Here is a 26,391-nt window from a genome sequence, read left to right as displayed (position 1 = left end):
GTGGATGCGGGCGCCTATCCCAAGAGCTTCTCCACCCTGAAGCTGGGGGAATCCCACTTCTATTTCTACAACACCCCCGGCGCGCTCACCTTCCCGGACCCCTCCTGGTTCACCGGCCGCGCCTTCGCCCCGCCCGAGGGCGGCGGCATGCCGGCGAACTTCCCGCTGGGCATCATGCAGTTCCCGGCCATGGCCGACGGCGCCTGCCCCACCTGCAAGACGCTGGCGGTGGCCGGCAGCTTCGTCATGTATGCCAAGGGCCAGAACAAGGCCTGTGCCGGCGCGCTGCTGAAATCCATGGCCACGGTGGAGAACGGCACGGCGTGGATGGAGCAGGTGTCGCTCCAGACCGGGCTCAGGTCCGACCCGGCCAAGATCAAGAGCAGCCATGCGGAGTATTTCGCCGAGCTGAACGCGCGCAACAAGGATGCCAAATACTTCTTCGGCACCCCCTTGTTCTACTATCGCGCCAAGTGCGCCGAGACCTACACCCAGGTGATGAACAACGCCTTCCCCGCCGGCCTGATCAGCGTTCCGGAGGCCGCCGAGAAGATGGATGCGGCCTGTTTCAAGGGGTGAGCAGCTGATGGCGCATGATGCAGCTTTGGCGTCTCCAAAAGCGGAACCGGGCGAGATCTCCTCGCCCGGTTCCCTGGCGGACCCCCGCCGCACCAGCTGGCCGGTGCTGATGGTGTTTCTGGTGCCGGCCCTGGCCATCTATGGCGGGCTGACCGCCTATCCGGCGGTGCGGACCATCTACGACAGCTTCTTCACCATCGAGGGCCTGGAGGTCTCCTTCGTCGGGCTGCAGAACTATCGCGACCTGCTCCAGGACGAGACCTTCTGGGTGGCGGTGCGCAACACCTTCGTGTGGGCCTTCATCGCCCCGGTGCTGGATGTGGCCACCGGCCTCCTGCTGGCGGTGGCGCTCTATGCCGGGGTGCCGTTCGCCCGCTTCTTCCGGGTGGCCTGGTTCACGCCGGTGCTGCTGTCCTATGTGGTGGTCGCGATCCTGTGGATGTGGATCTACAATTACGACTGGGGCATCCTCAATGCTGGCCTGCGGGCGGTGGGCCTCGGTTCCCTGGCGCAATCCTGGCTGGGCAATCCCCAATTGGCGCTGGGGGCGCTGATTGTCACCCATGCTTGGAAATGGGCCGGCTTCAACATGGTGGTGTGTCTTGCCGCCATCCATTCGCTGCCCAAGGAAGTGCTGGAGGCGGGCGAACTGGACAATTGCGGCTGGGGCGCCAAGCTGCGCTACATCATCGTGCCCATGCTGCGGCCGACCTTGCTGAACCTCTATATCCTGGCCTTCATCGGCAAGATGAAGATCTTCGATCTGGTGTGGATCATGACCGCCGGTGGGCCGCTATGGGCGACGGAGACCGTCTCCACTTATGTCTACAAGCGCGCCTTCAACTGGAACACCTTCGATCTCGGCTATCCGTCCGCCATTGCGGCGGTGTGGTTCGGGGTGGTGTGCGCGGCGGTGATCATCCTCAACCGCGTCCTCGCCTCCAAAGAGCGGCTGGAATATTGAGATGAGCTTCACCTCCCTGTTCGGCCCCCGCGATCGCGGCGCCACGCCCATGCCCGGCCTGTTCGGCAAGATCATGCTGGCTCTGGTGATCGGCGCCTACACCATCTACACGCTCGGTCCGTTCCTGTGGCTGGCAACCATGTCGGTGCGCACCACGGCGGAGATCAGCGCCGACCATTATGCCTGGCCCCGGCCGTTCCACTGGGAACAGTTCCGCATCGCCTGGGTGGATTCCAACTTCGCCACCTATTTCTGGAACTCCGCCTTCGTGGTGGTGGGCGCGGTGGCGGTCGTCACCTTGCTGGGGGCGGCGGCGGCGCACGCGCTGGCGCGCTATCGCTTTCGCGGCAACCGCGTCATCTATGCGGTGCTGTTCTCCTCCATCATCTTCCCGCCGCAGATCACCTTGATCTCGCTCTACCAGATCCTGGTGAACTACAATCTCTACAACTCCCTGTTCGGGCTGATGCTGGTCTATATCTCGCTCCAGCTGCCGCTCACGGTCTATCTGCTGGAAGGCTTCTTCGCCCGCATCCCGCAGGACCTGTTCGACGCCGCCAAGATGGACGGCTATGGCGATATCGAGATCTTCCGCCGCATCGTGCTGCCCATCGGCATGCCGGCCATCGCCACCACCTTGATCCTGAACTTCATCCAGCTGTGGAACGAGTTCCTGTTCGCCGTGGTGCTGATCACCGATCCCGACAAGCGCACCCTGCCCATCGGCATCCGCGCCTTCATGGGCGACCATTTCCAGGACATCGGCATGATCGCCGCCGGCGTCATGATCTCGGTGGTGCCGGTGATCCTCGCCTATGTCTTCTTCTCCGAAAAACTCATCCGCGGCATGACGGCCGGCGCGGTGAAATAAGAGGAATCGTCATGTCGGTCGTGACCCTCGACAAGATCAGCAAGCGCTATGGTTCGGCCAGTCCGGTGGTGGACGCTGTGGACCTCACCATTGCCGATGGCGAGTTCATGGTGCTGCTGGGGCCGTCCGGCTGCGGCAAGTCCACCACCTTGCGCATGATCGCCGGGCTGGAGGCCATCAGCGCCGGCACCCTGTCCATGGACGGGCGGGTGATGAACCACGTGCCCGCCAAGGACCGCGACATCGCCATGGTGTTCCAGTCCTATGCCCTCTATCCGCACATGAGCGTGGCGGAAAACCTCGCCTTCGGCCTGCGCCGCCGCAAGGTGGGCACGGCGGAAATCGACCGCCGGGTGAAGGAGGTGGGCGATCTGCTCGGCCTCGGCGCGCTGCTGGCGCGCAAGCCCAGTGCGCTCTCCGGCGGCCAGCGCCAGCGGGTGGCTTTGGGCCGGGCCATGGTGCGCGAGCCCATGGTGTTCCTGTTCGACGAGCCGCTGTCGAACCTCGATGCGGCGCTGCGGGTCAACACCCGCAACGAACTCATCAAGCAGCATCATCGCCTTGGCTCCACCATGATCTATGTCACCCACGATCAGGTGGAGGCGATGACCATGGGCACCCGCATCTGCGTGATGAATGGCGGCAAGGTGGCGCAGATCGGCGCGCCATTGGAGGTCTACTGGCATCCGGCCGACACCTTCGTCGCCCGCTTCCTCGGCTCGCCGCCGATGAATCTGTTCACCGCGCCGCTCACCCGCACCAGCGAGGGCTTCGGCTTCGCGACGCCGGGCCTGACCGCGCCGCTGACCCGCTGGTCCGCCGCAACGCTGGCCCCCCATGCGGATCGCCCGGCGGTGTTCGGGGTGCGGGCGGAAGACCTGCATCTGGATCGCGCCGCCGCCGGCCCCGGCCCCACCGGCACCATCCGCGGCCGGGCATTCGCCATCGAGCCTTTGGGGGCGGAGACTTTGGTGGTGTGCGAGACCGCGCTGGGCGAATGCACCGCCCGCCTGCCGCGCACGGTGGCATTGCGGCCGGGGGAGGAGGTGGATCTCCTGTTCTCCGCCAGCGCGGCTTATGTGTTCGACGGCGCCACCGGCAAGGCCATCCCCGCCGACGAGACCGCGAGCGCGGTGCGCGGCGTGCTGCGGAGCCTGCAATGAGCACTTACTCACCACGGGGCGAACTGCGCATCGGCCTCATCGGCGCCGGCTGGGTGACGCAGCACCATCTCACCGCCTGGCGGGCACTGGCCGGGCGCGCCCGGGTGGTGGCCATCGCTGATCCCGACCGCGCCAAGGCGCAGGACCGCGCCGCCGCCTTCGGCATTGCCCATGTCTATGAGGACGCCGCCGCCATGCTGGCGGCCGGTGGCCTGGATGCGGTGGACATCGCCGCCCCCCGCGCCGCCCATGCGGATCTGGTGCGGCAGGTCTCGGCCACCGGCCTGCCGATGATCTGCCAGAAGCCGTTGGCGCCGACCCTGGCGGAGGCGCAGGCCCTCGTCGCGGAAGTGGCCGGGCGCAGCCGGCTAATGGTGCATGAGAACTGGCGGTTCCGGGCCTATTATCGCGATGCCGCCCACTGGCTGAAGTCCGGCCGCATCGGCCGGGTGAAGGCCGCGCGGCTGGTGCTGGCCACCAGCGGCACGGTGCCGGACGCGGAAGGGCGCTATCCGGCGCTGGAGCGCCAGCCGTTCATGCGCACGGAAACCCGCATGCTGGTGGCCGAAGTGCTGATCCATCATCTGGACACGCTGCGCATGCTGCTGGGGCCGCTGGTGGTCTCGGCGGCGGTGCTCAGCCGCACCTGCCCGGCCCTGGCGGGGGAGGATGGGGCGGTGATCCAATTGGAGAGCGCCGGCGGCGCCGGCATCCAGCTGTTCGCCAGCTTCGCGGTGCATGGGGCACCGCCCTCCCAGGCGGACTGGCTGGAGATCATCGGCGAGACCGGCACCTTGCGCCTTGATGGCGCGACGCTGAGCTGCATGGGCCATGCACCGGAAACCCGGCACTATGACCTGGCCGAGACCTATCAGGGCTCCTACACCGCCACCCTGGCGCATTTCCTTGATGCGTTGGCCAGTGGCGCCCCATTCGAGACCGCACCCGAGGATAATCTGGAGACCCTGCGCTTGGTGGAAGACTGCTATCGCCTGTCCGGCTGGGATGCGGGAGAGACCGCATGACGGCTGTGCCTGCGCCCGAGATCGCGCCGCCCGTCTCCCGCGACGCCAGCCAGAGCGAGATCGTCCGGCGCATCGAGGAGGACATCATCTTCGGCCGCTTCGCGCCGGGCTCGCGCCTGGTGGAGGATGTGCTGATGGCCCATTACGGTGCCTCGCGGCATTTCATCCGCCAGGCCCTGGCGCAATTGGAGCGCACCGGCATCGTGCGCCGCGAGAAGAATGTGGGCGCCACCGTCTGCTCCTATTCGGCGGAAGAGGTGCGGCAGATCTATGAGGTGCGCGAGATGCTCACCCGGCAGGCGGCGCTGCTGATCCCGCTGCCGGCGCCCGCGGCGCTGATCGCGGAACTACAGGCGGTGCAGGCGCGCTATGCCCGGTTCGCGGAGGCCGGCGACCTGCGCGGCATCCACGAAACCAACGATGCCTTCCATCTGCTGCTGTTTTCCGCCTGCGGCAACCCGTATCTGGTGAAGTCGCTGCAGGACTATATGGGCCTGACCTTGCCCATGCGGGCCAAGAATCTGGCGGATCGCGACGGCCTGGACCTGTCCCGCCGCCAGCATGATCTGATGATCGAACTGCTGCGCGGCCGCGACAATTGGGCCTTGGCGCAATTGTGCATCGCTCATATGGAGCCCAGCAAGGCGGACTATCTCGACCGCGTGGCCTCCAGCCGCGCGCCTGTGTCACTCGCCGAGTGAGAGCGGCGCGGGCTTAAAGCCCGAGATAGGCGGATCGCACCTTGGGGTCGGCCAAGAGCGCCTGGCCGGCACCCTCCAGCACCACGCGGCCGGTCTCCAGCACATAGCCGCGATCGGCGATGGCCAGCGCGGCGGAGGCATTCTGCTCCACCAGCAGGATGGTCATGCCCTCGGCTTTGAGCGCCACCACCGCCGCCAGGATCTGGTCAACCAAGAGCGGGGCGAGGCCCAGCGAGGGCTCGTCCAGCAGCAGCAATTTGGGCGCCGCCATCAGCGCCCGGCCGATGGCCAGCATCTGCTGCTGGCCGCCGGACAGGCTCATGGCGGCGATGCGGCGGCGTTCCGCCAGCACCGGGAACATGGCGTAGATCCGCTCCAGCCGCTGGGCCTCCTGGCCATCGCGCTTGCGATAGGCGCCGAGGCGCAGATTGTCCTCCACGCTCAAGGGGCCGAACACCTGCCGGCCTTCCGGCGATTGGGCGATGCCGAGGCCGACGCGGGCATGGGCTTTCAGATGGCCGATGGCATGGCCCTCGAACGAGAGCCGGCCCCCGGTCATGGGCTGCACGCCGGAGAGGGTGCGCAGCAAGGTGGTCTTGCCGGCGCCGTTGGAGCCGACCAAGGCGACGATCTCGCCGGTTGCCACGGTGAGGCTCACCTCATGCAGCACCGCGATGCGGCCATAAGCGGAGCTGAGGCCTTCAATGCTGAGCACGATCGGCCTCCCGGCTGCCATGGTCGCCCAGATAGGCGGCGATCACGGCGGGGTCGTTGCGCACGCTCTGGGGCGGGCCTTCCGCCAGCCGCCGGCCCTGGGCCAGCACCAGAACCCGGTTGGAGATCTTCATCACCAGCTTCATGTCATGCTCGATCAGCACCACCGCCACCCCATCGCGGGCGATGGCGCAGATCAGCGCGTCGAGGGTTTCGGTCTCCACCGCATTGCAGCCGGCGGCGGGCTCATCCAGCAGCAGCAGGCGCGGATTGGCGGCCAGCGCCCGGGCGATCTCCAGGCGCTTCAGCACCCCATAGGACAGCGAGCCGGCGGGGCGATCCGCATAGGCCGCCAGCCCCACCCGCTCCAGCAGGGCCAAGGCGGCAGTGCGGGTGATGCGGTTCTGGCGGGAGACCGAGGGCAGGCCCAGCAGGTCCGCCAGCAGCGAGGAGCGCTCGGCCAGATGGCAGCCCACCATCACATTCTCCAGCGCCGTCATGCGGAAGAAGATCTGCAGATTCTGGAACGTGCGGGCCATGCCCCGGCGCACCAGCAGATAAGGCGAGAGGCCGGTGATGGTCTCCCCGTCCAGCGCGACGCTGCCGCGCTGGGGACGATAGATGCCGGTGACGAGATTGAACAAGGTGGTCTTGCCGGCGCCATTGGGGCCGATGATGGAGAACACCTCGCCGGGCTCCACCGCAAAGCTCACCCCATCCACGGCCACGAGGCCGCCGAAGCTGATGCCGATGTCGGAGACTTCGAGCACGCTCATGACAGGCGCTCCAGCAGCCAGCGGCGGATGGTGGGCACGATGCCGTCGGGCAGGAAGATCATGAACACCATGATCAGCAGCCCCAGCACCGCCTGTTCATATTCCTGGAAGGCGGTGAGCGCCTGTGGCAGCACCACCAGGAAGGCGGCGCCCACCACCGCCCCGAACACCGAGCCCAGCCCGCCGATGATGACCATCGCCACCAGCTCGATGGACTGCATGAAGCTGGACGCCTCCGGGGTGATGAGCCCGTTCAGGGAGGCCAGCAATCCGCCGGCAAAGGCGGCATAGACCGCGCCGATGACGAAGGCGCTGAGCTTCTTGGCGGCCACATTCACCCCCACGCCGGCGGCGGCCACTTCGCTGTCATGCAGCGCCCGCAGCGCCCGGCCCGAGGGGCTGGCCTGGAGATTGAGCGCCAGCCACGCCCCCACCAGCAGCGCCCCGGCGCTGACCCAATACCAGTTGAGCGCGCCGGTGATGCGCCAGCCCAGCACGGTCATGCGCGCCACCGCCATGCCGTCCGGGCCGCCGGTGACGGCGCTTTCGCTGTTGAAGACGAGCGCCAGGATCATGCCGAAGCCCAAGGTGGCGATGGCCAGATAATAGCCCTTCAGCCGCAGGATCGGCCGCCCCACCAGATAGGCGATGAGCCCGGCGAGCGCCGCCGCCAGCACCAGGGACAGCAGCGGCGGCAGGCCCAGATGGGCGGGGCCGATGGCCACCCCATAGGCGCCCAGGCCCAGGAAGCCCGCATGGCCGAGACTCACCTGGCCCGCATAGCCCATGAGGATGGTGAGGCCGAGGGCGGCCAGCGCGAAGATCCACACCAGCGCTGCCACCCGCAGGTAGAAAGCGGACGGGGCGATGAGCGGAAACAGCGCCATGATGGCGGCCAGCAGCAGCAGGGCCGCGAGCCGCGAGCGCAGGAGGGCGACCAGCATCACACCCGCTCCACGCTGCGGCCGCCGAACAGGCCGCGGGGCATGAACAGCAGCACCAGGAGGATGGCGACGAAGGCCACCGCATCCTTATAGGTGGAGGACAGATAGCCGGCGCCGAAGGTCTCCAGGAGGCCGATCAGCAGTCCGCCCACCACCGCGCCGAGCGGGTTGCCCATGCCGCCCAGCATGGCGGCGGCAAAGCCCTTGAGGGCGAACAAGGTGCCCACATCGAAGCGGGTGAGGGTGATGGGGGTGACGAGAATGCCCGCCACCGCGCCGATGGCCGCCGAGACGCCGAACGCCAGCGCCAGGATCACGGTGACATTGATGCCCACCAGCCGCGCCGCCAGCCGGTTGGCGGCGGTGGCCAGCACCGCCTTGCCCAGCAGGGTGTGCTCCAGAAAGGCATAGAGGCCGGCCACCACCACCAAGGCGCCGCCCATCACCCACAGGCTCTGCGGCAGGATGGTGGCGCCACCCAGATGGATGGGGTCGGAGCCGGAGAAGGCGGGCAAGGAGTGGAACTGCTTGTCGAACACGATCTGCGCCACGCCGCGAATGAAGATGGAGGCGCCGATGGTGATCATGATCAGCGCCACCGGCGAGGCGCCGCGCGCCGGCTGGATGGCGAAGCGATGCAGCGCCAGGCCGACCATCACCGCCGCGACGATGGCGATGAAGGCGGCCACCGGCAGAGCCAGGCCCGCGGCGGTGAGGAAGACGGTGCCCATGCCGCCGATCATCACGAAATCGCCCTGGGCGAAATTGATCACGTCGGAGGCGTTGTAGATCAGCGTGAAGCCGAGGGCGACGAGGGCATAGACCGCGCCCACCGTCAGGCCCGAGAACACCAATTGCAGAAATTCAGCCATGGCCTCTGGCACCGTGCCTTTTTGCGGGCGGGTCCGCGGCCGGGCAAACCGCCACGGCCGCGGGAAGAGCGAAGGTCAGGAGTGCCGGCGGCTCACTTGGCCGCGGGAGCCAATGCCCAGTCGCCGTTCTTGATCTCCAGCATGCGGAACGAGTCCGTGCCGAGGCCGAGATGATCGGTGGGCGACATGGTGTAGATGCCGGTGACGCCCACATAGCCCTTGGTGGCTTCCAGGGCATCGCGGATCTTCTGCGGATCGGCGGATTTCGCCTTCTCGATCGCCTGCACCACCAATTGGATGCCATCGAAGGCATAGCCGCCGAAGGTGGAGACCGGCTGCGCGGTGGCGGCCTCATAGCTGCCCTTATAGGCGGCGACCACCGGCTTCTGCGGATCGCCATCGGCCAATTTGTCGGCCACCAGCAGCGCCGGGGCGGGCAGGCGCACGCCGTTGGCGGCAGGGCCGGCCAGGTCGATGAAGCTCTTCGAGGCCACGCCATGGCTCTGGTAGAGCGGCACGGCGATGCCGAGCTGGGCATAGTTGCGGGTGACGATGGCCGGGCCCTGGCCGAAGCCGGGGTTCAGCACCGCCTGGAGGCCGGCGGTGTTCTTGATCTTGTTGAGCTGCGGCGTCATGTCGGAATCGGTGGCGCCGTAGCTCTCGTCGGCGACGATGGTGATGTTGTAGTCCTTCACCACCTTCAGGCACTGGGCGCGCATGGACTTGCCGAAGCCGTCGGTGCCGGAGATCAGGCCCACCTTGGTGAAACCGCGGGCCTTCATGTCCTCGAAGATCTTCTGGCAGGCGGTCTTGTCGGTGTGCGGGGTCTTGAACACGAAGGCGCGCACCGGATCGATGATCTCGATGCCGCCGGCGAACGAGACGAACGGGATCTTGGCGTCCTCGAACACCGGGATCATGGCCATGGTGCCGCCGGTGGAGGTGCCGCCCGCCACCGCCACGACCTTGTCGTCTTCGACCAGGCGCGTGGCGAAGGTGCGGGCCTTGTTGGCGTCGCCCCCGTCGTCATAGAGAATGAGTTCCACCGGCCGGCCCAGCAGGCCGCCCTTCTTGTTCAGCTCCTCCACATAGAGCTTCAGCGTCCGCGCCTCCGGGTCGCCCAGGAAGGCGGCGGGGCCGGTGGCGGAGACCACCGAGCCGATCTTGATGGGATCGGCGGCAAAGCTCGCGCTGGTGAGGGCCGAGACGGACAGCGCGGCGGCGAGGGCCGCGGCACGCAGCATCCATCGTCCGGTCGGGGACGTTCCCATGTGGCGTTCCTCCAAAAGGTCTTGAAGCCTGCGACCGGGGGCGGTTGATCCCCCTCCCGGTGCCCGCCCGAGAAAAAGCTTCGCGGGTGGATGCATTGATCCTATGATTAACCGACCGATTGGTCAATGATAGCTGCGCGGCATTTTTCACCCCCTCTCTGGGTGCGCCGCACACGCCTGATCGACCGCTCGGACAATTTTTGTTATGCGGTGAACATGTCAAAGCCCCGGGCGCGCGCGGCAGCGCCGCCGGGGAGGGCGCCCACGGCGCCATAAGGACGGATGGTTTCTGGAATGGCTCGCACCCGCGCACAGGATTACGACGCCAAGCGTCTGGCGATTCTCCACCGCTCGGCGGAATTATTTGCTCAATATGGCTATTCCGGCACCTCGATCACCATGATCGCGGAGGCCTGCGGCGTCTCCAAGGCCTTGCTGTATCACTATTATCCGGACAAGGAGGCGGTGCTGTTCGACATCCTCTCCGCCCATCTGGAAGAATTGGTGGCCGAGGCCGAGCGGGCCGCCGCCTCCACGGAAGATGCCAAAGAACGGCTCTATGCTCTGGTCGCCGCGCTGCTGGAGGCCTATCGTGATGCGGATGCCGAGCATCAGGTGCAGATCGCCAATCTCAAGCTGCTGAATGACGAGCACCAGGAGGCCCTGCGCGCCATGGAGCGCACCCTGGTGACCATCTTCTCCGATGCTTTGGCGCAGGCGGTGCCGGAGGTGGGGCGCGGGCCGTTGCTGAAGCCGCTGACCATGTCGCTGTTCGGCATGCTGAACTGGCATTACATGTGGTTTCGCGACGGCAAGGGCCTGACCCGGGCGGAATATGCCCGGCTCGTCACCGATCTGGTGGCCACCGGCTCGTCCGCCGCCAGCGCCCGGCTGGCGCTCGCCGCTCCGGCGGCGCCGAAGGCGGCCAAGCCCAAGGCGGTGGCATCGGCTGCGCCCAAGGTCACGTCCAAAGCCAAAGCGAAGGCCGTCGCACCTGTGGGCGCGCCCCGCCGCACGGCGGCGCGGGACTAACGGTTTCCAGGGCGCGCCGGTCGGGCTATGGATCGGGCCATGTCGCGCACCCCTCTGGACCAGATTCTGGACCATCTGCGCGGGGAACCCTCCCGCACTTGGTCCATCATCATCACCATCTATGGCGATGCCATCGTGCCGCGCGGCGGCAGCGTGTGGCTGGGCACGCTGCTGGCCTTCTTCAAGGCGCTGGAGATTTCCGACGGCGTGGTGCGCACCGCCATGTCGCGCCTGGCCTCCGACGGCTGGCTGGAGCGGGCCAAAGTGGGGCGCAACAGCTTCTATCGCCTCGCCGACAAGGGCCGCGAGACCTTCCGCGCCGCCGCCGACCACATCTATCATCCGCGCCCGCCGGTGTGGTCCGGCCATTTCGACATGCTGCTGCTGGACAATGGCATGGACCGCGAGGCCGCCCGCGCCGCGCTGGAGGCCGCCGGCTTCGGCGGGCCGGCGCCGGGCCTGTGGATCGCGCCCGCCGGCCGCCCCGTTCCCGCCGCCGCAGCCGAGGCGCTGCGCCTGCACGCGGGCGGGGATGCGGCCACCAACCGGGCGCTGGCGGCGCGCGCCTGGCCGCTGGCGGAAACGGCGGCGGCCTATGCCCGCTTCCTCGCCGTGTTCACGCCGCTGCGGGCGCAACTGGAGGCGGGGGCGCAGCTTTCCGATCTGGATGCGCTGGTGGTGCGGGTGCTGCTGATCCACGAATATCGCCGCATCGTGCTGCGCGACCCCATCCTGCCGCCGGACATCCTGCCCGAGGACTGGCCCGGCGCGGCCGCGCGGGCGCTGTGCGCGGCGCTCTATCGGCCGCTGATCGGCCCGTCGGAGCGCTGGCTCGATGCCAATGGCCTCGCCGAGAGCGGCGATCCACTGCCGCCGGCGCGGGAAATCAGCAGACGTTTCAAGGACTAAGCGAACAAGTGGACGGGGTGTCGTTCGCGGGTTCATTTATGTTACGAAAAAACATTGCATGAGAAAATTTGGTTACATATAATCATTCGAAACAGGGAGGTCACCGTGTACACGCAGGCCCTCAACAGCCAGCCCGAAACGGGCGAACGCCAGATCGAAGACGCCGTCCTCGCCGCCCGCTTCCAGGAGCGGATCGATGCCGAGGAGCGCATCGAGCCCAATGACTGGATGCCGGCCGCCTATCGCCGCACTTTGGTGCGGCAGATCTCCCAGCACGCCCATTCCGAGATCATCGGCATGCTGCCGGAAGGCAATTGGATCACCCGCGCCCCTTCGTTGCGCCGCAAGGCGGCGCTGCTGGCCAAGGTGCAGGATGAATGCGGCCACGGCCTCTATCTTTATTCCGCCGCCGAGACCTTGGGCACGGCGCGGGAGGAGCTGGAAGAGCAGTTGCTGTCCGGCAAGGCCAAGTATTCGTCCATCTTCAATTATCCCACCCTCACCTGGGCGGATATGGGGGCGATCGGCTGGCTGGTGGACGGTGCGGCGATCATGAACCAGATCCCGCTGTGCCGCTGTTCCTACGGGCCTTATGCGCGGGCGATGATCCGGGTGTGCAAGGAGGAATCCTTCCACCAGCGCCAGGGCTATGAAATCATGCTGACGCTCGCCCGCGGCACGCCGGAGCAGAAGGAGCTGGCGCAGGATGCGCTGAACCGCTGGTGGTGGCCCTGCCTGATGATGTTCGGCCCCCCCGATGCGGAGAGCGCCCATTCGGATGCTTCCACCCGCTGGAAGATCAAGCGCTTCTCCAATGACGAGCTGCGGCAGAAATTCGTCGATGCCACCGTGCCCCAGGCCCACTTCCTGGGCCTGACCCTGCCGGATCCTGAGCTGAAGCTCAATGAGGAGACCGGCCACTGGGCCTATGGCGCCATCGACTGGGAGGAGTTCAAGCAGGTGATCGCCGGCAACGGCCCCTGCAATCGCGACCGCATGGCCGCGCGCCGCGCCGCCCACGAGGACGGCGCATGGGTGCGCGAGGCGGCGCTCGCCTTCGCGCAGAAGCAGGGCCGCAAGGCCGCCGCCTGAGCCATCCGCCGGGCCCGCGCCCGGCGCTCACACCCATCTGACAGCCGCCGACGCCCCACAAGAGGCGCGGCAGGGGAGGCATCCATGTCCAATCCGGCCATTCCGCTCTGGGAAGTGTTCATCCGCAGCCGCAACGGGCTGGCGCACAAGCATGTGGGCTCGCTGCATGCGCCCGACGCCACCATGGCCTTGCAGGCGGCGCGCGATCTCTACACCCGCCGCGGCGAGGGATTGTCCCTGTGGGTGGTGCCGTCCAATGCCATCACCGCCTCGGACCCCGCCGACAAGGACATGATGTTCGAGCCCACCGCCTCCAAGATCTACCGTCACCCCACCTTCTACGAGGTGCCGGACGAAGTCGGGCATATGTGAGCGGGCATCGCCCCCCAAGCTGAAGCACCAATCCGGCGGCAGCGGCAAAGCTGCCCCATCCAGGGAGAGACCCCATCATGGCCACCGGCTCCATCACCGTGGCGCAGACGCCGCTTGTGCTCTATGTGCTGCGCCGCGCCGACGATGCGCTGATCCTCGGTCATCGCCTGTCCGAATGGTGCGGCCGCGCGCCCATGATGGAAGAGGAGATGGCGCTGGCCAATATGGGGCTGGACCTCATCGGCCAGGCGCGCTCGCTCTACACTTATGCGGGCGAAGTGGAAGCCGCCGGCCATGACGAGGATGCCTATGCCTATCGCCGCGACGTGCGCGGCTATGGCAATCTTCTGCTGGTTGAGCAGCCCAATGGCGACTTCGCCCGCACCATGGCCCGCCAGTTTCTCTATTCGGTCTATATCGATCTCTATTGGCGGGCGATGATGGCCTCCAGCGATGCCACGCTGGCCGCCATCGCCGCCAAGGCGGAGAAGGAAAGCGCCTATCACGTGCGCCACTGCGCCGAATGGCTGGTGCGCCTGGGCGACGGCACTCCTGAGAGCCACCGCCGCATGCAGGCGGCCATCGACGATCTGTGGGCCTTCACCGGCGAGATGTTCGAGGTGGACGAGGCTGAGCGGGAACTCATCGCCGCCGGCATTGCGGTGGATCCCGAGACATTGCGTGCCGCCTGGACCGCACAGGTGGACGAGGTGCTGGCCACCGCCACGCTCGCCAAGCCCGCCGCCGCCTGGATGCAGAAGGGCGGCCGCAGCGGGCGCCACAGCGAGCATCTGGGCCATCTCTTGAGCGACCTGCAATATATGCAGCGGGCCTATCCCGGTGCCACATGGTAGCCGCCGATAGCGAAGCCCGCCGCGCCGCCGCCTGGCAGGTGGCGAGCACGGTGGTGGACCCGGAGATCCCGGTGCTGTCCATCGCCGATCTGGGGGTGCTGCGGGCGGTGCGGGTGGGAGAGGCCGGCATCGAGGTGGAGATCACCCCCACCTATTCCGGCTGCCCGGCCATGAACATGATCGCGCTGGAAATCGAGCTGGCGCTGGCCAAGGCCGGGCTCGGCCCGGCCAAGATCACCACCGTGCTCTCCCCCGCCTGGACCACCGACTGGATGACCGATGAAGGGCGCCAGAAGTTGCGGGATTACGGCATCGCCCCGCCCGCCAAGGCCGCCGGCCGGCGGGCGCTGTTCGGGGCCGATGTGGTGGCGTGCCCGCAATGCGGCTCCACCGATACGGCGGAGATCGCCGCCTTCGGCTCCACCTCGTGCAAATCTCTCTGGCGCTGCGCCGCGTGCCGGGAACCCTTCGATTATTTCAAATGCCACTGAGCCGGTGATCTCATGTCCACAGCGAGCCCGAAATTTCATCGTCTGGCCATTCGCGACGTGAAGCGCGAGACCCCGGATGCGGTGTCCATCGCCTTCCAGGTGCCGCCCGATCTGGCCGCGGACTATGCCTTCGCGCCGGGCCAGTATCTCACCCTGCGCGCCACTCTGGAGGGGGAGGATCTGCGCCGCTCCTATTCCATCTGCTCGGGGCCGGATGACGGCGAATTGCGCATTGCGGTCAAGCAGGTGGAGAACGGCCTGTTCTCCTCCTGGGTGAACAGCACCCTGCGCAGCGGCGACGAGCTGGAGGTGATGACCCCCACCGGCCGGTTCGGCCTGCACCAGAGCCCCGGCGACGGGCGCCTGCATGTGGGCTTTGCGGCGGGTTCCGGCATCACGCCGATCCTGTCCATCGTGCGCGGCGTGCTACAGCGGGAGCCCGCCAGCCGCTTCTTCCTGTTCTACGGCAACCGCTCCACCGCCGACATCTTGTTCCGCGAGGAGCTGGAGGAGTTGAAGGATCGGTTCCTGGACCGGCTGTCCATCTTCCATGTGCTGTCCCAAGAGGAGCAGGATGTGCCGGTGCTCAATGGCCGGCTCGATGGCGCCAAGGTGCGCCTGCTGCTCAGCGCCATGGTGCCGGCGGCGGCGGTGGACCATGTGTTTGTCTGCGGCCCCTCGGGCATGGCGGATGATCTGGAGGCGACCCTGGCGCAGATCGGCATCGCGCCGGAGAAGATCCATATCGAGCGCTTCGTCTCGGCCTTGGGCGGGCGCCCCCGTCCGGTGCCGGCGCCGGTCGCCGTCGATGCGACGCCGGCCCATGTGGCGTCGCTGATCGTGGACGGCAAGCGCCGCGACATTCCCGTGGCGGAGGGCGAGGCGATCCTGGATGCGGCGCTGCGGGCGGGGATGGATCTGCCGTTCGCCTGCAAGGGCGGCATGTGCTCCACCTGCCGCGCCAAGGTGGTGGAAGGCAGCGTCGAGATGGACGTGAACTACTCCCTGGAGCCGTGGGAATTGCAGGCCGGCTTCGTGCTCACCTGCCAGTCCCACCCCACCACCGCGCGGGTGGTGGTGGATTTCGACCAGATGTGAGCGGCCTTCCATAGCACTCAAGGCCCGGCCCTGCGCCGGGCCTTTTTGTTTGTGGTGCATGGACTTGCGGGAGTCCGAAAATGAAAAGAGCGGCCCGAAGGCCGCTCTTTCCGATCGGGAGGTGCCCGCCCTAGTCCTTCGGGCGGCGATCCACCACGCGCTTGGCCTTGCCCACCAGGGTACGCTCGATGGTGTCCGGCGGATGCAGCTCCATGCGCACGGTGATGCCCACCGTATCCTTGATCCGGTTCAGCACCTGCCCGGCCAGGGCGCCGGTGTCGACGCTGCCCCAGCGGCCCTCGCGCAGTTCCGCATGCACGGTCATCTCGTCCATGCGCCCGGAGCGGGTGAGTTCGAGCTGATAGTGGCCGGAGCAAGCCTCCACCGCCATCAGGATTTCCTCGATCTGGGTGGGGAACACATTGACGCCGCGCAGGATGATCATGTCGTCGCAGCGACCCGTCACCTTTTCCATGCGCCGCATGCCGGGGCGGGCGGTGCCCGGCAGCAGGCGGGTGAGGTCGCGGGTGCGATAGCGGATCACCGGGAAGGCCTGCTTGGTGAGCGAGGTGAACACCAGTTCGCCCTTCTCGCCGTCCGGCAGTACCTCGCCGGTGAGGGGATCGATGATCTCCGGCAGGAAATGGTCTTCCCAGATGTGCAGGCCGTCCTTGGTCTCCACGCATTCCTGGGCGACGCCGGGGCCGATGACTTCGGACAGGCCATAGATGTCGGTGGCATCCAGCGCGAAGGCGCGCTCGATCTCCTGGCGCATGGCATTGGTCCAGGGCTCGGCCCCGAACACGCCGAACTTCAGCGAGGAGGCCTGCGGATCCAGCCCCGCCTTGGTGAAGCCGTCGAGGATGGACAGCATGTAGCTGGGCGTCACCAAGATGGCTTCAGGCTTGAAATCATGGATCAACTGCACCTGGCGCTCGGTCATGCCCCCCGACATGGGCACAACGGTGCAGCCGAGGCGCTCGGCGCCGTAATGGGCGCCGAGGCCGCCGGTGAACAGGCCGTAGCCATAGGCCACATGCACCATCATGCCGGGGCGCAGGCCCGCGGCCCGCAGCGAGCGGGCCATGACATCGGCCCACATGTCGATGTCGGCCTTGGTATAGCCCACCACGATGGGCTTGCCGGTGGTGCCGGACGACCCATGGATGCGCGCCAGCTGATCGCGCGGCACCGCGAACAGGCCGAAGGGATAATTGTCCCGCAGGTCGGTCTTCACCGTGAACGGGAATTTGGCCAGATCCGAGACCTGGCGGAAATCGGACGGGTGGACGCCGGCGGCATCGAACTGCGCCCGGTAGAACGGCACATTGTCATAGGCATGGCGCAGCGACCAGGCGAGGCGCGCGGTCTGCAGCGCCACGATCTGGTCGCGCGAGGCCCGTTCCGCCCCGTCCAGATTGTTCAGGACCGAGGTGTCGAAGGCGGGGGGCTGGAGAGCCATATTCATCGTCTCCTCCTCAAACGGTGTCTTTGGGGTCGCGGCTCTGCGGCGCGCTGGGGACGGTCTCGATGAACGAGCCGCCTATGGTGCGAGAATGCCCGCGAAACTCGGCAATGGTCACGCCATCGCGGGAGATGCACACGTCATAAATGCCGGAACGGCCGCTGCGTGTCACCTCGCGGGCGGTGGCCAGCAGCCGGTCGCCGCGCTGGCCCGGCCGCACGAAGGTGATGCTGCACTGCGCCGCCACCGTGGTGTCGCCATGGGAATTGCAGGCAAAGGCGAAGGCGCTGTCGGCGAAGGCGAACAGGAAGCCGCCATGGGCGGTGCCATGGCCATTGGTCATGGCCTCGCCCACGGTCATGGCCAGCGTCGCCGTGCCGGGGCCCACCGCCACCAATTCGATGCCGAGGCCCTGGCTGGCGCGGTCGTCCGCCCACATCGCCTCGGCAGAGCGCCGGGCAATGTCTTGCGCGGCGGCGGGGCTGATCTTGGCGGCGCTCATGACGGGCGCCCGGTGAAACGGGGCGCGCGTTTCTCCAGGAAGGCGGTGACGCCCTCGCGATAGTCCGGGGTGCGGCCGGCCTCGCGCTGGAGGTCGCGCTCCAGGTCCAGCTGGGCGTCGAGATCATTGCCGCCGGAGGCGTTCAGCGCCGCCTTGATGCGGGCGAGCCCCTGCGTCGGCTGGGTGGCCAGATGGGCGGTGAGGGCCTCGGCCTCGGTGGCCAGAGCGGCGTCGTCCACCACTTTCCAGATCATGCCCCAGGCCAGGGCGGTTTCCGCCGGCAGGGGTTCGGCCAGCATCATCAGGCCGCGGGCGCGGGCATCGCCGATGAGGCGGGGCAGGAAATAGGTGCCGCCCGAATCCGGCACCAGGCCGATCTTGGCGAACGCCTGGAGGAATTTGGCCGAGCGCCCCGCCAGCACGATGTCGCAGGCCAGAGCGATGTTCGCCCCGGCCCCTGCGGCGACGCCATTGACCGCGCACACCACCGGCTTGTTGAGGGCGCGGATGCGGCGGATCAGCGGATTGTAGAGGGTATCCAGCGTCTCGCCGAGATCGGGCGGGCCGTCGCTGCCGGCGCGGTCGCCCAGATCCTGGCCGGCGCAGAAGCCGCGCCCGGCCCCGGTGAGCAGCACCGCGCGGCAGTTGTCGTCCGCCGCAATCTCCGCCAGCGCCTGCGCCAGCGCGCCATGCAGCGCGGTGTTGAAGGCATTGAGCCGGTCCGGGCGATTGAGGGTAAGCGCGGTCCAGCCGTCGCGGCGGTCCACGAGAAGCACTGGCTCCACTGTTTCCTCCTTCAGGGGGACTTGATGACCCCTCTTGAATTAACCGATCGATCGGTTAATCATTAGCGCAAGGGACAGGCTTGTCAACACGCCGCCAACGGTCCCACGGGCAGGGAGAACACCATGGACACTTTGCTCCGGGCGCATCGGGCGCCGCCGGATGAGACGCAGCCGACGTGCACCGGCGCCCGCCGCGTCCCCCTCCCTGCCTCCCGCCTGTCCGGCACCGCCGGCCTTTGCCCATCCCGTTGCGGCGCGGTCCGCCGGGCGCGCCCCACGGGCGCCTGACCTGTCATTTCCTGGAGCGTTTCATGGCCCACGCTTATATCTGCGACTTCGCGCGCACCCCCATCGGCCGCTATGCGGGCGCCCTCAAGGATGTGCGCACCGACACGCTCGCCGCCCATCCCCTGCGGGTGCTGAAGGAGCGCAATCCCGGCATCGACTGGGCGGCGGTGGATGACGTCATCCTTGGCTGCGCCAACCAGGCCGGCGAAGACAATCGCGACGTGGCCCGCATGGCGGTGCTGCTGGCCGGCCTGCCGGACAGCGTGCCCGGCACCACCATCAACCGCCTGTGCGGTTCGGGCCTGGATGCGGTGGGCATGGCCGCCCGCGCCATCCTCACCGGCGACGCCGATCTGGTGATCGCCGGCGGGGTGGAGAGCATGACCCGAGCTCCCTTCGTCATGGGCAAGGCCAGCGAGGCCTTCTCCCGGCAGGCGGAGATCTTCGACACCACCATCGGCTGGCGCTTCATCAATCCGGTGCTCAAGGCGCAATATGGCGTCGATTCCATGCCCGAGACGGCCGAGAATGTGGCGGCGGACTTCGCCATCTCCCGCGCCGACCAGGATCTGTTCGCCTGGCACTCGCAGCAGCGCACCAAGGCGGCGCAGGCGGCGGGTTTTTTCGCCCGCGAAATTGCCCCCATGGACATTCCCGGCAAGAAGGGCGCGGTGACCACCTTCGCGGTGGACGAGCATCCCCGTGGCGACACCACGCTGGAACAATTGGCCGCCCTGAAGGCGCCGTTCCGCAAGGAGGGCGGCTCGGTCACCGCCGGCAATGCCTCGGGCGTGAATGACGGCGCGGGCGCACTCATCCTCGCCTCCGAGGCGGCGGTGAAGGCCTATGGGCTGACGCCACGGGCGCGGGTGGTCTCGGTGGTGGCGGTGGGCGTGCCGCCGCGCATCATGGGCATCGGCCCTTCCCCGGCCACGCAGAAGCTGCTGGCGAAGAACAAATTGGCGCTGGCCGACATCGACCTCATCGAGCTGAACGAAGCCTTCGCCGCCCAGGGCCTCGCGGTGCTGCGCCAGCTGGGCCTGCCCGATGACGCCGAACATGTGAACCCCCATGGCGGCGCCATCGCCTTGGGCCATCCGCTCGGCATGTCCGGCGCACGCCTCGCCATGACCTGCGTCAGTGCCCTGGAGCTGCGCGGCGGCAAGCGCGCCGTGGCCACCATGTGCATCGGTGTCGGCCAGGGCATCGCCGCCTTGATCGAGCGGGTGTGAGCCCCGCCCGCAGTTTCGCATCGCCTTCCCAATCAGGGGCCGCGACGGCCCCACAGGCGCCCCAAGGCGCTCCCGGTCAGCGACCGGACGGAGGAAACAGACCATGACCCAGATCCTCAACAGCTACGCCTGCGACCAGTGGTTCGTGCCGTCGTCCGGGCTGGTGGACATCGTCAGTGCCATCGACGGCCGGGTGGTGGCTCAGGCCTCCAGCACCGGGCTGGCGATGGACGCGATGGTGCGTCATGCCCGTGATGTGGGTGGGCCGGCGCTGCGGGCGCTGACCTTCCATCAGCGCGCCGATATCCTGCGGGCGCTGGCGGGCTATCTGGGCGAGCACAAGGAGCAGCTTTATGCGCTCGCCGCCGACACCGGCGCCACCCGGCGGGACAATCTGAACGACATCGACGGCGGCATCGGCACGCTGTTCGCTTATGCCTCGCGCGGTCGTCGCGAACTCCCCAGCGAGCATTTCGTGGTGGAGGGCGCGCCCGAGGGCCTGTCCAAGGGCGGAACCTTCGTCGGCGCGCATATTCTCACGCCGCTGCATGGGGTTGGCGTGCACATCAACGCCTTCAACTTCCCCTGCTGGGGCCTGCTGGAGAAATTCGCCCCGGCCTTCCTGGCGGGCGTTCCGGTCATCACCAAGCCGGCCACCGCCACCGCTTATGTGACCGAGGCGCTGGTGCGGCTGATGGTGGCATCCGGCGTGCTGCCGGCGGGCAGCCTGCAGCTGATCTGCGGCTCAGTGGGGGATCTGCTGGATCATCTCTCCGGGCAGGATGTGGTGTCCTTCACCGGCTCGCTGGAGACCTCCGAGGCGGTGCGCAATCATCCGGCGCTCTCGCGCCATGCGGTGCGGTTCGTGGCCGAGCGGGATTCGCTCAATGCCGCCGTGTTGGGGCCGGATGCGGTGCCGGGCACGCCGGAATTCGACCTGTTCCTCAAGGAAGTGGTGCGGGAGATGACGGTGAAGGCCGGGCAGAAATGCACCGCCATCCGCCGCATCCTGGTGCCCCGCGCGGTGGAGAGTGTGGTGGCGGAGGCGCTGGTGGCGCAGCTGTCCGCCATCCGCATCGGCGATCCGCGCGCGGAAGAGACCCGCATGGGCGCGCTGGTCAGCCGGGCGCAGCGCAAAGCGGTGCTGGATGCAGCCACCGCCATTGCCGGCGAGGGCGAAGTGCTGTGCGGCAGCCTGGACGCGCCCGAGGCCCTGGATGCGGCCCATCCCGGCGGTGCCTTCCTGGCGCCGATCCTGCTGCGCTGCGCCGCGCCGCTCACCGCCCACCACGCCCATGCCACCGAAGCCTTCGGCCCGGTGGCGACCCTGATGGCCTATGACAGCCTGGAGGAGGCGGTGGCGCTGGTGGCCAAGGGCGAGGGCAGCTTGGTGGCCTCGGTGTTCACCTATGACCCGCAGGTGGCGGCGGCGCTGGTGTTCGGCATCGCGCCCTATCACGGGCGCCTGCTGATGGTGGATCGCGATTGCGCCAAGGAATCCACCGGTCACGGTTCGCCTTTGCCGGGCCTGGTGCATGGCGGCCCTGGGCGGGCCGGCGGCGGTGAGGAGATGGGCGGCCTGCGCGGGGTGTTCCATTATATGCAGCGCACCGCGCTACAAGGCTCGCCGGGCCGGCTGTCGCAACTGACCGGCAGCTGGATCAAGGGCGCCCCGGCGCCGGTGTCGCCGACCCATCCGTTCACGCGCGACTATGATGCCCTCGCCATCGGCGACACGGTGGAGACCGGCGCGCGCACCATCAGCCTGGAGGATATCGAGCATTTCGCCCATTTCACCGGCGATACCTTCTATGCCCACATGGATGAAGCGGCGGCCAAGGCCAACCCGTTCTTTCCCGGCCGGGTGGCGCACGGCTATCTGATCCTGTCGTTCGCCGCCGGCCTGTTCGTGGACCCGGCGCCGGGCCCGCTGCTGGCCAATTACGGGCTCGACAATCTGCGCTTCCTGAAGCCGGTCTCGCCGGGGGATGCCATCCGCGTGCGGCTCACGGTCAAGCAGAAGCAGGCCGGGCGCAAGCCGGAATATGGCGAGGTGCGGTGGGATGCGGAGGTGTTCAACCAGAGCGACGAGACGGTCGCCCGCTACGAACTGCTGACCATGAGCGCCCGGCCAGTGGCCTAACTTCAAAGCCCCTCCCGCGGTCCGCTGCCGGACCGCGGGAGGGGAGGGTGTCAAACGACGGCGTCGCCTTCGCGCACCGGCTCGCCGCGGGACACCCGTGCCATATTGTCGAACATGCGCGAGACCGTGGGGGCGAAGAAGTCCGAGGCATTGGCCGCCAGATGCGGCGTCACCACCAAAGTGGGAATGCCCAGCAGCGGGCTGTCCGCCGGCAAAGGCTCGGTCTCGAACACATCCATGGCGGCGCCGGCGATCTGGCGGCTGTGCAGCGCCGCGATCAGATCGGCCTCCACCACCACCCCGCCGCGGGCCACATTCACCAGGATGGCGGTGGGCTTCATGGCCGCGAACGCCGCCTTGTCGATCATGTTGGCGGTTTCCGGCGTCAGCGGGCAGTGCAGCGACACCACATCGGCGACCGCCAGGATCTCCGCCAGCGAAGCATGCTTCACGCCGAGGGCGGCTTCCTCGGCGGCAGAGAGGGGGGTGCGCTTGGAATAGAGGATGGTGCAGCCGAAGCCCTTCAGCACGCGGGCCACCGCCGTGCCGATGGCGCCGAAGCCGACGATGCCCACGGTCTTGCCGGACAAGGTGTAGGTGTCGCGCGGCAGGCCGCCGATGCCGGCCCAATGGCCCTTCTGCAACTCGGCGTTGGAATAGGCGATGTGGCGCAGCGCGGCCAGCATCAGGCCCAAAGTGAATTCCGCCACCGGAATGGCATTGCTGCCGGTGGTGCGGGCCACCTTGATGCCCAGTTCGCGGGCGGCGTCGATGTCGAGATTATCGACGCCCACGCCCCATTTGTGCAGCAGCTTCAGCTTGCGCGCCGCCCGCAGCACCTCGGCCGAGGCGCCCACCTGGCCGGCGATGGCATAGTCCGCCTCGCCGATGATCTCTTTCAGATGGTCGTCGCCGCGAGCGGTGGCGACGGTGAGCACGAAGCCCGGCGGCAGCAGTTCGCGCAATTTATCGGCGCGGGCGGGCGGGAGCGGGTCGAGCAGAACGATGGTCTCGGTCATAAGGGGCAGTCCGGTCAGGTCAGGAATGTCAGGCGATGGAAAAGCGGGCGCCGGCACGGGCGAGCCCGCCGGAAATGGCCACCGGCGTGCCGTCGGCGCGCCAGCAGGCGGCGCCGGTGAGGGTGCCGTCGTCATTGAACTGGATGGCATTCATGCCGCCGGCCACCCGCGGCACCCGCAGCACCTTGTGGCCGCGGGCGGTGAGGGCCTCGGCCACCGCATCGGGGAAGGCGGGCTCCAGTTCCAGCACCCCGCCTTCGGTCCATACTCGCGGCGCCTCCACCGCCTCCTGCAGGCTCATCTTGTGGTCGATGAGATTGAGGATGGCCTGGAGCGCCGAGGGGAAGATGCGCAGCGCGCCGGGCAGGCCGAGGGCGAACGCCAGCTTGCCGTCGCGCAGCGCCATCATGGGCGCCATGGAGGTGAACACCCGCTTGCCCGGCGCAATGGACAGCGCCCGGCCGGGGTGGGGATCGAAATTGTACATGTAATTGTTGGTCAGCATCCCCGTGCCGGGGATCTGGGTGCAGGCGCCGAACAGGGAATTGATGGTCTGGGTGGTGGAGACCACATTGCCGTCGGCATCCGCCACCGTGACATGGGTGGTGTTGTTGGATTCTCCGCCGGTGATGCCCGCGGTCCAGGCCTTGGCGTGGGCCAGATCGATGCCGGCGCGGCGGCTGTCCGCATACGCCTTGGAGGTGAGCAGGTCCACCGGCACTTTGACGAAGGCCGGATCGGCGGTGGCGACCGCTCGATCGGCAAAGGCGATCTTCAGCGCCTCGGTGATGAGATGCACCCCATCCGCCGAGCCGAAGCCGAGGCCGGCAATGTCATAGGCCTCCAGGATATTGAGCATCTGCACGATATGCACCCCGGCCGAGGCCGGCGGCGGCGGGCCGAGGATCTCGAAGCCGCGATAGCTGCCGCGCACGGGCGCGCGGTCGATCACCTGGAACGCGGCCAGATCCGCCTGGTCGATCAGCCCGCCATTGGCGGCCATGAAATCGGTGAGCGCGGCGCCCAGCGGGCCGTCATAAAGCGCGGCGGGGCCGGTGGCGGCGATGAGGCGCAGGCTGGCGGCATAGTCGGCCTGGATCAGCCGGGTGCCGGCGCGTATTGCGCTGCCGCCGGGCAGGAACAAAGCGGTGAGGCCGGGATCGCGGGAGAGGTCGGCGGCGCAGTCGGCGGTGCAATTGGCCAGATAGGGGCTGACGATGAAGCCGCGCTCCGCCAGCCGGATGGCTGGTTGCAGCACATCCTCCAGCGATAGCGTGCCGAAGCGCGCCAGCGCCATGCACCAGCCGGCCAGGGCGCCGGGCACCGCCACGGATTTCGGGCCGATGAGGTTTTCCCGGTCGCGGGTATCGCGGGCGGTGGCGAGGTCGTCGGACAAGGTCTCATACATGTCCGCCCGCGCCTGGCCGGGGGCAGTAGAGAGGCCGTCCAGCACCAGGGAGCGGCCATCGGCGAGGCGCAGATGGGCGACCCCGCCGCCCAGAATGCCCACCATCATCGGCTCGACGACGGTGAGGGCAAACAGAGCGGCGATGGCGGCGTCCACCGCATTGCCCCCCGCCAGCAGCATTTCGCTGCCGGCGGCGGAGGCCAGAGGATGGTTGGTCACCGCCATGCCGCGCGACCCCGTGGCCGGCAGTTTCTCGCAGGTGAAATCCGCGATCCGGGCGCGGGGAGGGGCGGCGGGCATGGGGGTATCCTGTTCAGGCGTTACGGCGGGGGAGGATCAGGCCGGAACCTTCTCCGCATAGTGCAGCACGAAGCGGGTGCACAGCTCGGTCAGCTTCTCGCTGAGGGCCGCGCCGGTTTCCGCCGAGCACAAGGTGGGATCGCCCTTGGCGACGCCGTCGTGATAGACCTCGTCATAGGCATTGGGCATGTTCACTTCGATGCCCTCGAAGCTGGCGGTGCCGAGGCCGGTGAACGGGATGTCCAGCAGCGGATCGCGCTTCAGCGGCTTGCCGGCGGGGATCAGATCGGTGCGGATCAGCTCCGGGAACAGGTGCAGGCCGAGGCTGGTCAGCGGATCGGAGCCATGGCCGGACACGGCGGCCGCCTTTTCGGCGCCGACAATGCCGGGCAGCAGGCCATAGGCGATGCGCCACAGATAGAGGCTGGGCAGCAGGATCTGGCCGCGCTGGTACAGCTCGCGCGCCACTTCCGAGATCGGGCCCACATTGCCACCGTGGCCGTTGATGACGATGATGCGGCTGAGGCCGTTGCGGTGCAGGCTGTCCACCATGTCGCCGATGACCGCGGTGAGGGTGGCCTGGGACAAAGCGATGCCGCCGATCATGGGGCTGAACCAGTCGTCGCCGCCGAACGGCAGCACCGGGGCCACCAGGGTGCGCACGCCGCGGGCGCTGGCGCGCAAAGCGATCAGCTCCGCCATCTTCTCCGCCAGCAGATAGTCGCCCATGGGGGCGTGCGGGCCCTGATCCTCATGGCTGCCCATGGGCAGCAGAATGACGGGGTTTTCCCCCAGAATTTCACGCGCCTCGCCACCGGCGATGGTGCCCATATGCACGCTGGGGTCTGTCTTGTTGGCCACGTGTGTCTCTCCGGTGGTTTCTAACGGCGGTATCAGGGCTTAGCTGCCGGTGCGGCAGCCCGCGAAATCCGCGTGCGGCCCCGGTCCGAATCTCTGCATCGGCGGTTGGCACCTTGCCACAGCCGGCCGCCGAGGCGCAGCCCGCCGGCCCGTGGGGTGTGCATCATTATCTGAATACCGCTGAGTGGTGTCGTTGGCCCCTGAAGCCTGGGTGGCGGTAGCCGGCGCAGGAATAGGATCAAAAAACGACGTTGCCCCTTTCACCGATCGCGGTGACAGCTTGGTAGCGTCGCGAATCGGTCACGCCGTGCGCGATCTGTGGTCTGGGCGGCGGGAAGAAACTTGCGATGTGATTGACCCCGTGCGGAAAAAGCTACCGCACGTGTTGTCATCAAGATGTTGCCTGTGCGACGTTGCGGAAGCGCCTAGCCGTATGGGGTCAGGCGGACGAAAAATTTGTGTCGGGCCGGATATTTAGAGTCGCGGGTGGGATTTTGTTATGCAGGCGCCGGTTGTTGCGTTCGGTCACGGTGATGTCGAAACCTCCCATCTGCCACGGCGCAAGGTCGGCATCGGGGAGGTGAGTGGCCTGCTGCCGTCCCGATTCGGGACCGGCGCATCACCGTGCCATGCCTTGCCGCGTGGCCTGACGCACGCGCG

At 67.8% G+C, this 26,391-nt stretch carries 25 protein-coding genes and 1 pseudogene; 15 read left to right on the top strand and 11 right to left on the bottom strand.

Going from position 1 to position 26,391, the window contains the following annotated elements:
* The 6 genes and pseudogenes from AAG816_RS08140 to AAG816_RS08115 form a co-directional block, all read left to right on the top strand.
* Window positions 1-579: pseudogene (locus AAG816_RS08140) on the top strand (ABC transporter substrate-binding protein); the annotation flags it as partial.
* Between the two features lie 7 nt (window positions 580-586).
* Window positions 587-1,543: a sugar ABC transporter permease gene (locus AAG816_RS08135; RefSeq protein ID WP_341989093.1), complete on the top strand. Its 957-nt coding sequence runs from the start codon at window positions 587-589 to the stop codon at window positions 1,541-1,543.
* Between the two features lies 1 nt (window position 1,544).
* Complete coding sequence (locus AAG816_RS08130; protein WP_341989092.1) at window positions 1,545-2,414, top strand: carbohydrate ABC transporter permease; 870 nt, start codon at window positions 1,545-1,547, stop codon at window positions 2,412-2,414.
* An 11-nt stretch (window positions 2,415-2,425) separates the two neighbouring features.
* Window positions 2,426-3,577: an ABC transporter ATP-binding protein gene (locus AAG816_RS08125; protein WP_341989091.1), complete on the top strand. Its 1,152-nt coding sequence runs from the start codon at window positions 2,426-2,428 to the stop codon at window positions 3,575-3,577.
* Entirely contained in the window at window positions 3,574-4,602 is a 1,029-nt protein-coding gene (locus AAG816_RS08120) for a Gfo/Idh/MocA family oxidoreductase (RefSeq protein ID WP_341989090.1), read from the top strand. The genes AAG816_RS08125 and AAG816_RS08120 overlap by 4 nt, the downstream gene beginning before the upstream one ends.
* The gene (locus AAG816_RS08115) at window positions 4,599-5,303 is read left to right on the top strand and encodes a GntR family transcriptional regulator (RefSeq protein WP_341989088.1); all 705 of its coding nucleotides are present in this window, start codon (window positions 4,599-4,601) and stop codon (window positions 5,301-5,303) included. The genes AAG816_RS08120 and AAG816_RS08115 overlap by 4 nt, the downstream gene beginning before the upstream one ends.
* Before the next feature lie 13 nt (window positions 5,304-5,316).
* Here AAG816_RS08115 and AAG816_RS08110 read toward each other — a convergent pair whose 3' ends face one another.
* From AAG816_RS08110 to AAG816_RS08090, 5 genes are all read right to left on the bottom strand, one after another.
* Complete coding sequence (locus tag AAG816_RS08110) at window positions 5,317-6,018, bottom strand: ABC transporter ATP-binding protein (RefSeq protein WP_341989087.1); 702 nt, start codon at window positions 6,016-6,018, stop codon at window positions 5,317-5,319.
* Window positions 6,005-6,793, bottom strand: a complete 789-nt coding sequence (locus tag AAG816_RS08105) for an ABC transporter ATP-binding protein (RefSeq protein ID WP_341989085.1) — start codon at window positions 6,791-6,793, stop codon at window positions 6,005-6,007. The genes AAG816_RS08110 and AAG816_RS08105 overlap by 14 nt, the downstream gene beginning before the upstream one ends.
* Window positions 6,790-7,737: a branched-chain amino acid ABC transporter permease gene (locus tag AAG816_RS08100; RefSeq protein WP_341989083.1), complete on the bottom strand. Its 948-nt coding sequence runs from the start codon at window positions 7,735-7,737 to the stop codon at window positions 6,790-6,792. The genes AAG816_RS08105 and AAG816_RS08100 overlap by 4 nt, the downstream gene beginning before the upstream one ends.
* Entirely contained in the window at window positions 7,737-8,609 is an 873-nt protein-coding gene (locus tag AAG816_RS08095; protein WP_341989081.1) for a branched-chain amino acid ABC transporter permease, read from the bottom strand. The genes AAG816_RS08100 and AAG816_RS08095 overlap by 1 nt, the downstream gene beginning before the upstream one ends.
* 92 nt (window positions 8,610-8,701) lie before the next feature.
* Window positions 8,702-9,880, bottom strand: coding sequence for an ABC transporter substrate-binding protein (locus AAG816_RS08090; protein WP_341989080.1), 1,179 nt, complete (start codon window positions 9,878-9,880; stop codon window positions 8,702-8,704).
* A 294-nt stretch (window positions 9,881-10,174) separates the two neighbouring features.
* Between AAG816_RS08090 and AAG816_RS08085 the strand changes: the two genes are divergently transcribed.
* From AAG816_RS08085 to paaE, 7 genes are all read left to right on the top strand, one after another.
* Window positions 10,175-10,912, top strand: a complete 738-nt coding sequence (locus tag AAG816_RS08085) for a TetR/AcrR family transcriptional regulator (protein ID WP_341989079.1) — start codon at window positions 10,175-10,177, stop codon at window positions 10,910-10,912.
* A 39-nt stretch (window positions 10,913-10,951) separates the two neighbouring features.
* A complete protein-coding gene (paaX, locus tag AAG816_RS08080) occupies window positions 10,952-11,821 on the top strand; it encodes a phenylacetic acid degradation operon negative regulatory protein PaaX (protein WP_341989076.1) in 870 nt (289 codons plus the stop codon).
* Between the two features lie 105 nt (window positions 11,822-11,926).
* Window positions 11,927-12,913: a 1,2-phenylacetyl-CoA epoxidase subunit PaaA gene (gene paaA / locus AAG816_RS08075; RefSeq protein WP_341989075.1), complete on the top strand. Its 987-nt coding sequence runs from the start codon at window positions 11,927-11,929 to the stop codon at window positions 12,911-12,913.
* An 84-nt stretch (window positions 12,914-12,997) separates the two neighbouring features.
* Complete coding sequence (gene paaB, locus AAG816_RS08070) at window positions 12,998-13,285, top strand: 1,2-phenylacetyl-CoA epoxidase subunit PaaB (RefSeq protein ID WP_341989074.1); 288 nt, start codon at window positions 12,998-13,000, stop codon at window positions 13,283-13,285.
* A gap of 77 nt (window positions 13,286-13,362) precedes the next feature.
* Window positions 13,363-14,139, top strand: a complete 777-nt coding sequence (paaC, locus tag AAG816_RS08065; RefSeq protein WP_341989073.1) for a 1,2-phenylacetyl-CoA epoxidase subunit PaaC — start codon at window positions 13,363-13,365, stop codon at window positions 14,137-14,139.
* Entirely contained in the window at window positions 14,133-14,630 is a 498-nt protein-coding gene (paaD, locus tag AAG816_RS08060) for a 1,2-phenylacetyl-CoA epoxidase subunit PaaD (RefSeq protein WP_341989072.1), read from the top strand. Before paaC ends, paaD begins: the two co-directional genes overlap by 7 nt.
* 12 nt (window positions 14,631-14,642) lie before the next feature.
* Window positions 14,643-15,728, top strand: a complete 1,086-nt coding sequence (paaE, locus tag AAG816_RS08055) for a 1,2-phenylacetyl-CoA epoxidase subunit PaaE (RefSeq protein ID WP_341989070.1) — start codon at window positions 14,643-14,645, stop codon at window positions 15,726-15,728.
* A gap of 130 nt (window positions 15,729-15,858) precedes the next feature.
* Here paaE and paaK read toward each other — a convergent pair whose 3' ends face one another.
* Genes paaK through paaG form a run of 3 tightly spaced genes read right to left on the bottom strand, consistent with a single transcriptional unit; the run spans window position 15,859 to window position 18,480 of the window.
* Complete coding sequence (paaK, locus tag AAG816_RS08050) at window positions 15,859-17,196, bottom strand: phenylacetate--CoA ligase PaaK (protein ID WP_341989068.1); 1,338 nt, start codon at window positions 17,194-17,196, stop codon at window positions 15,859-15,861.
* Window positions 17,197-17,206: 10 nt separating this feature from the next.
* Entirely contained in the window at window positions 17,207-17,695 is a 489-nt protein-coding gene (gene paaI / locus AAG816_RS08045; RefSeq protein WP_341989067.1) for a hydroxyphenylacetyl-CoA thioesterase PaaI, read from the bottom strand.
* Window positions 17,692-18,480, bottom strand: a complete 789-nt coding sequence (paaG, locus tag AAG816_RS08040) for a 2-(1,2-epoxy-1,2-dihydrophenyl)acetyl-CoA isomerase PaaG (RefSeq protein WP_341989066.1) — start codon at window positions 18,478-18,480, stop codon at window positions 17,692-17,694. Before paaG ends, paaI begins: the two co-directional genes overlap by 4 nt.
* A 311-nt stretch (window positions 18,481-18,791) precedes the next feature.
* Here paaG and pcaF point away from each other — a divergent pair, with 311 nt between their 5' ends.
* Both pcaF and paaZ read left to right on the top strand, forming a co-directional pair.
* Window positions 18,792-20,000, top strand: a complete 1,209-nt coding sequence (pcaF, locus tag AAG816_RS08035) for a 3-oxoadipyl-CoA thiolase (RefSeq protein WP_341989065.1) — start codon at window positions 18,792-18,794, stop codon at window positions 19,998-20,000.
* Between the two features lie 103 nt (window positions 20,001-20,103).
* Window positions 20,104-22,143 (top strand): phenylacetic acid degradation bifunctional protein PaaZ, encoded by a 2,040-nt coding sequence (gene paaZ / locus AAG816_RS08030; protein WP_341989064.1) that lies wholly within the window; start codon window positions 20,104-20,106, stop codon window positions 22,141-22,143.
* A 50-nt stretch (window positions 22,144-22,193) separates the two neighbouring features.
* Here the strand turns inward: paaZ and AAG816_RS08025 are convergent, their stop codons facing one another.
* Genes AAG816_RS08025 through AAG816_RS08015 form a run of 3 tightly spaced genes read right to left on the bottom strand, consistent with a single transcriptional unit; the run spans window position 22,194 to window position 25,731 of the window.
* Window positions 22,194-23,162: a 2-hydroxyacid dehydrogenase gene (locus AAG816_RS08025; RefSeq protein WP_341989063.1), complete on the bottom strand. Its 969-nt coding sequence runs from the start codon at window positions 23,160-23,162 to the stop codon at window positions 22,194-22,196.
* 28 nt (window positions 23,163-23,190) lie between these two features.
* Complete coding sequence (ggt, locus tag AAG816_RS08020) at window positions 23,191-24,870, bottom strand: gamma-glutamyltransferase (protein ID WP_341989062.1); 1,680 nt, start codon at window positions 24,868-24,870, stop codon at window positions 23,191-23,193.
* A gap of 36 nt (window positions 24,871-24,906) precedes the next feature.
* Complete coding sequence (locus AAG816_RS08015) at window positions 24,907-25,731, bottom strand: creatininase family protein (RefSeq protein ID WP_341989060.1); 825 nt, start codon at window positions 25,729-25,731, stop codon at window positions 24,907-24,909.
* Window positions 25,732-26,391: the final 660 nt, after the last annotated feature.

It is taken from the genome of Azorhizobium sp. AG788 (assembly GCF_943371865.1).
GTDB lineage: Bacteria > Pseudomonadota > Alphaproteobacteria > Rhizobiales > Xanthobacteraceae > Azorhizobium.
This window is presented reverse-complemented; position numbering and strand designations above follow the sequence as displayed.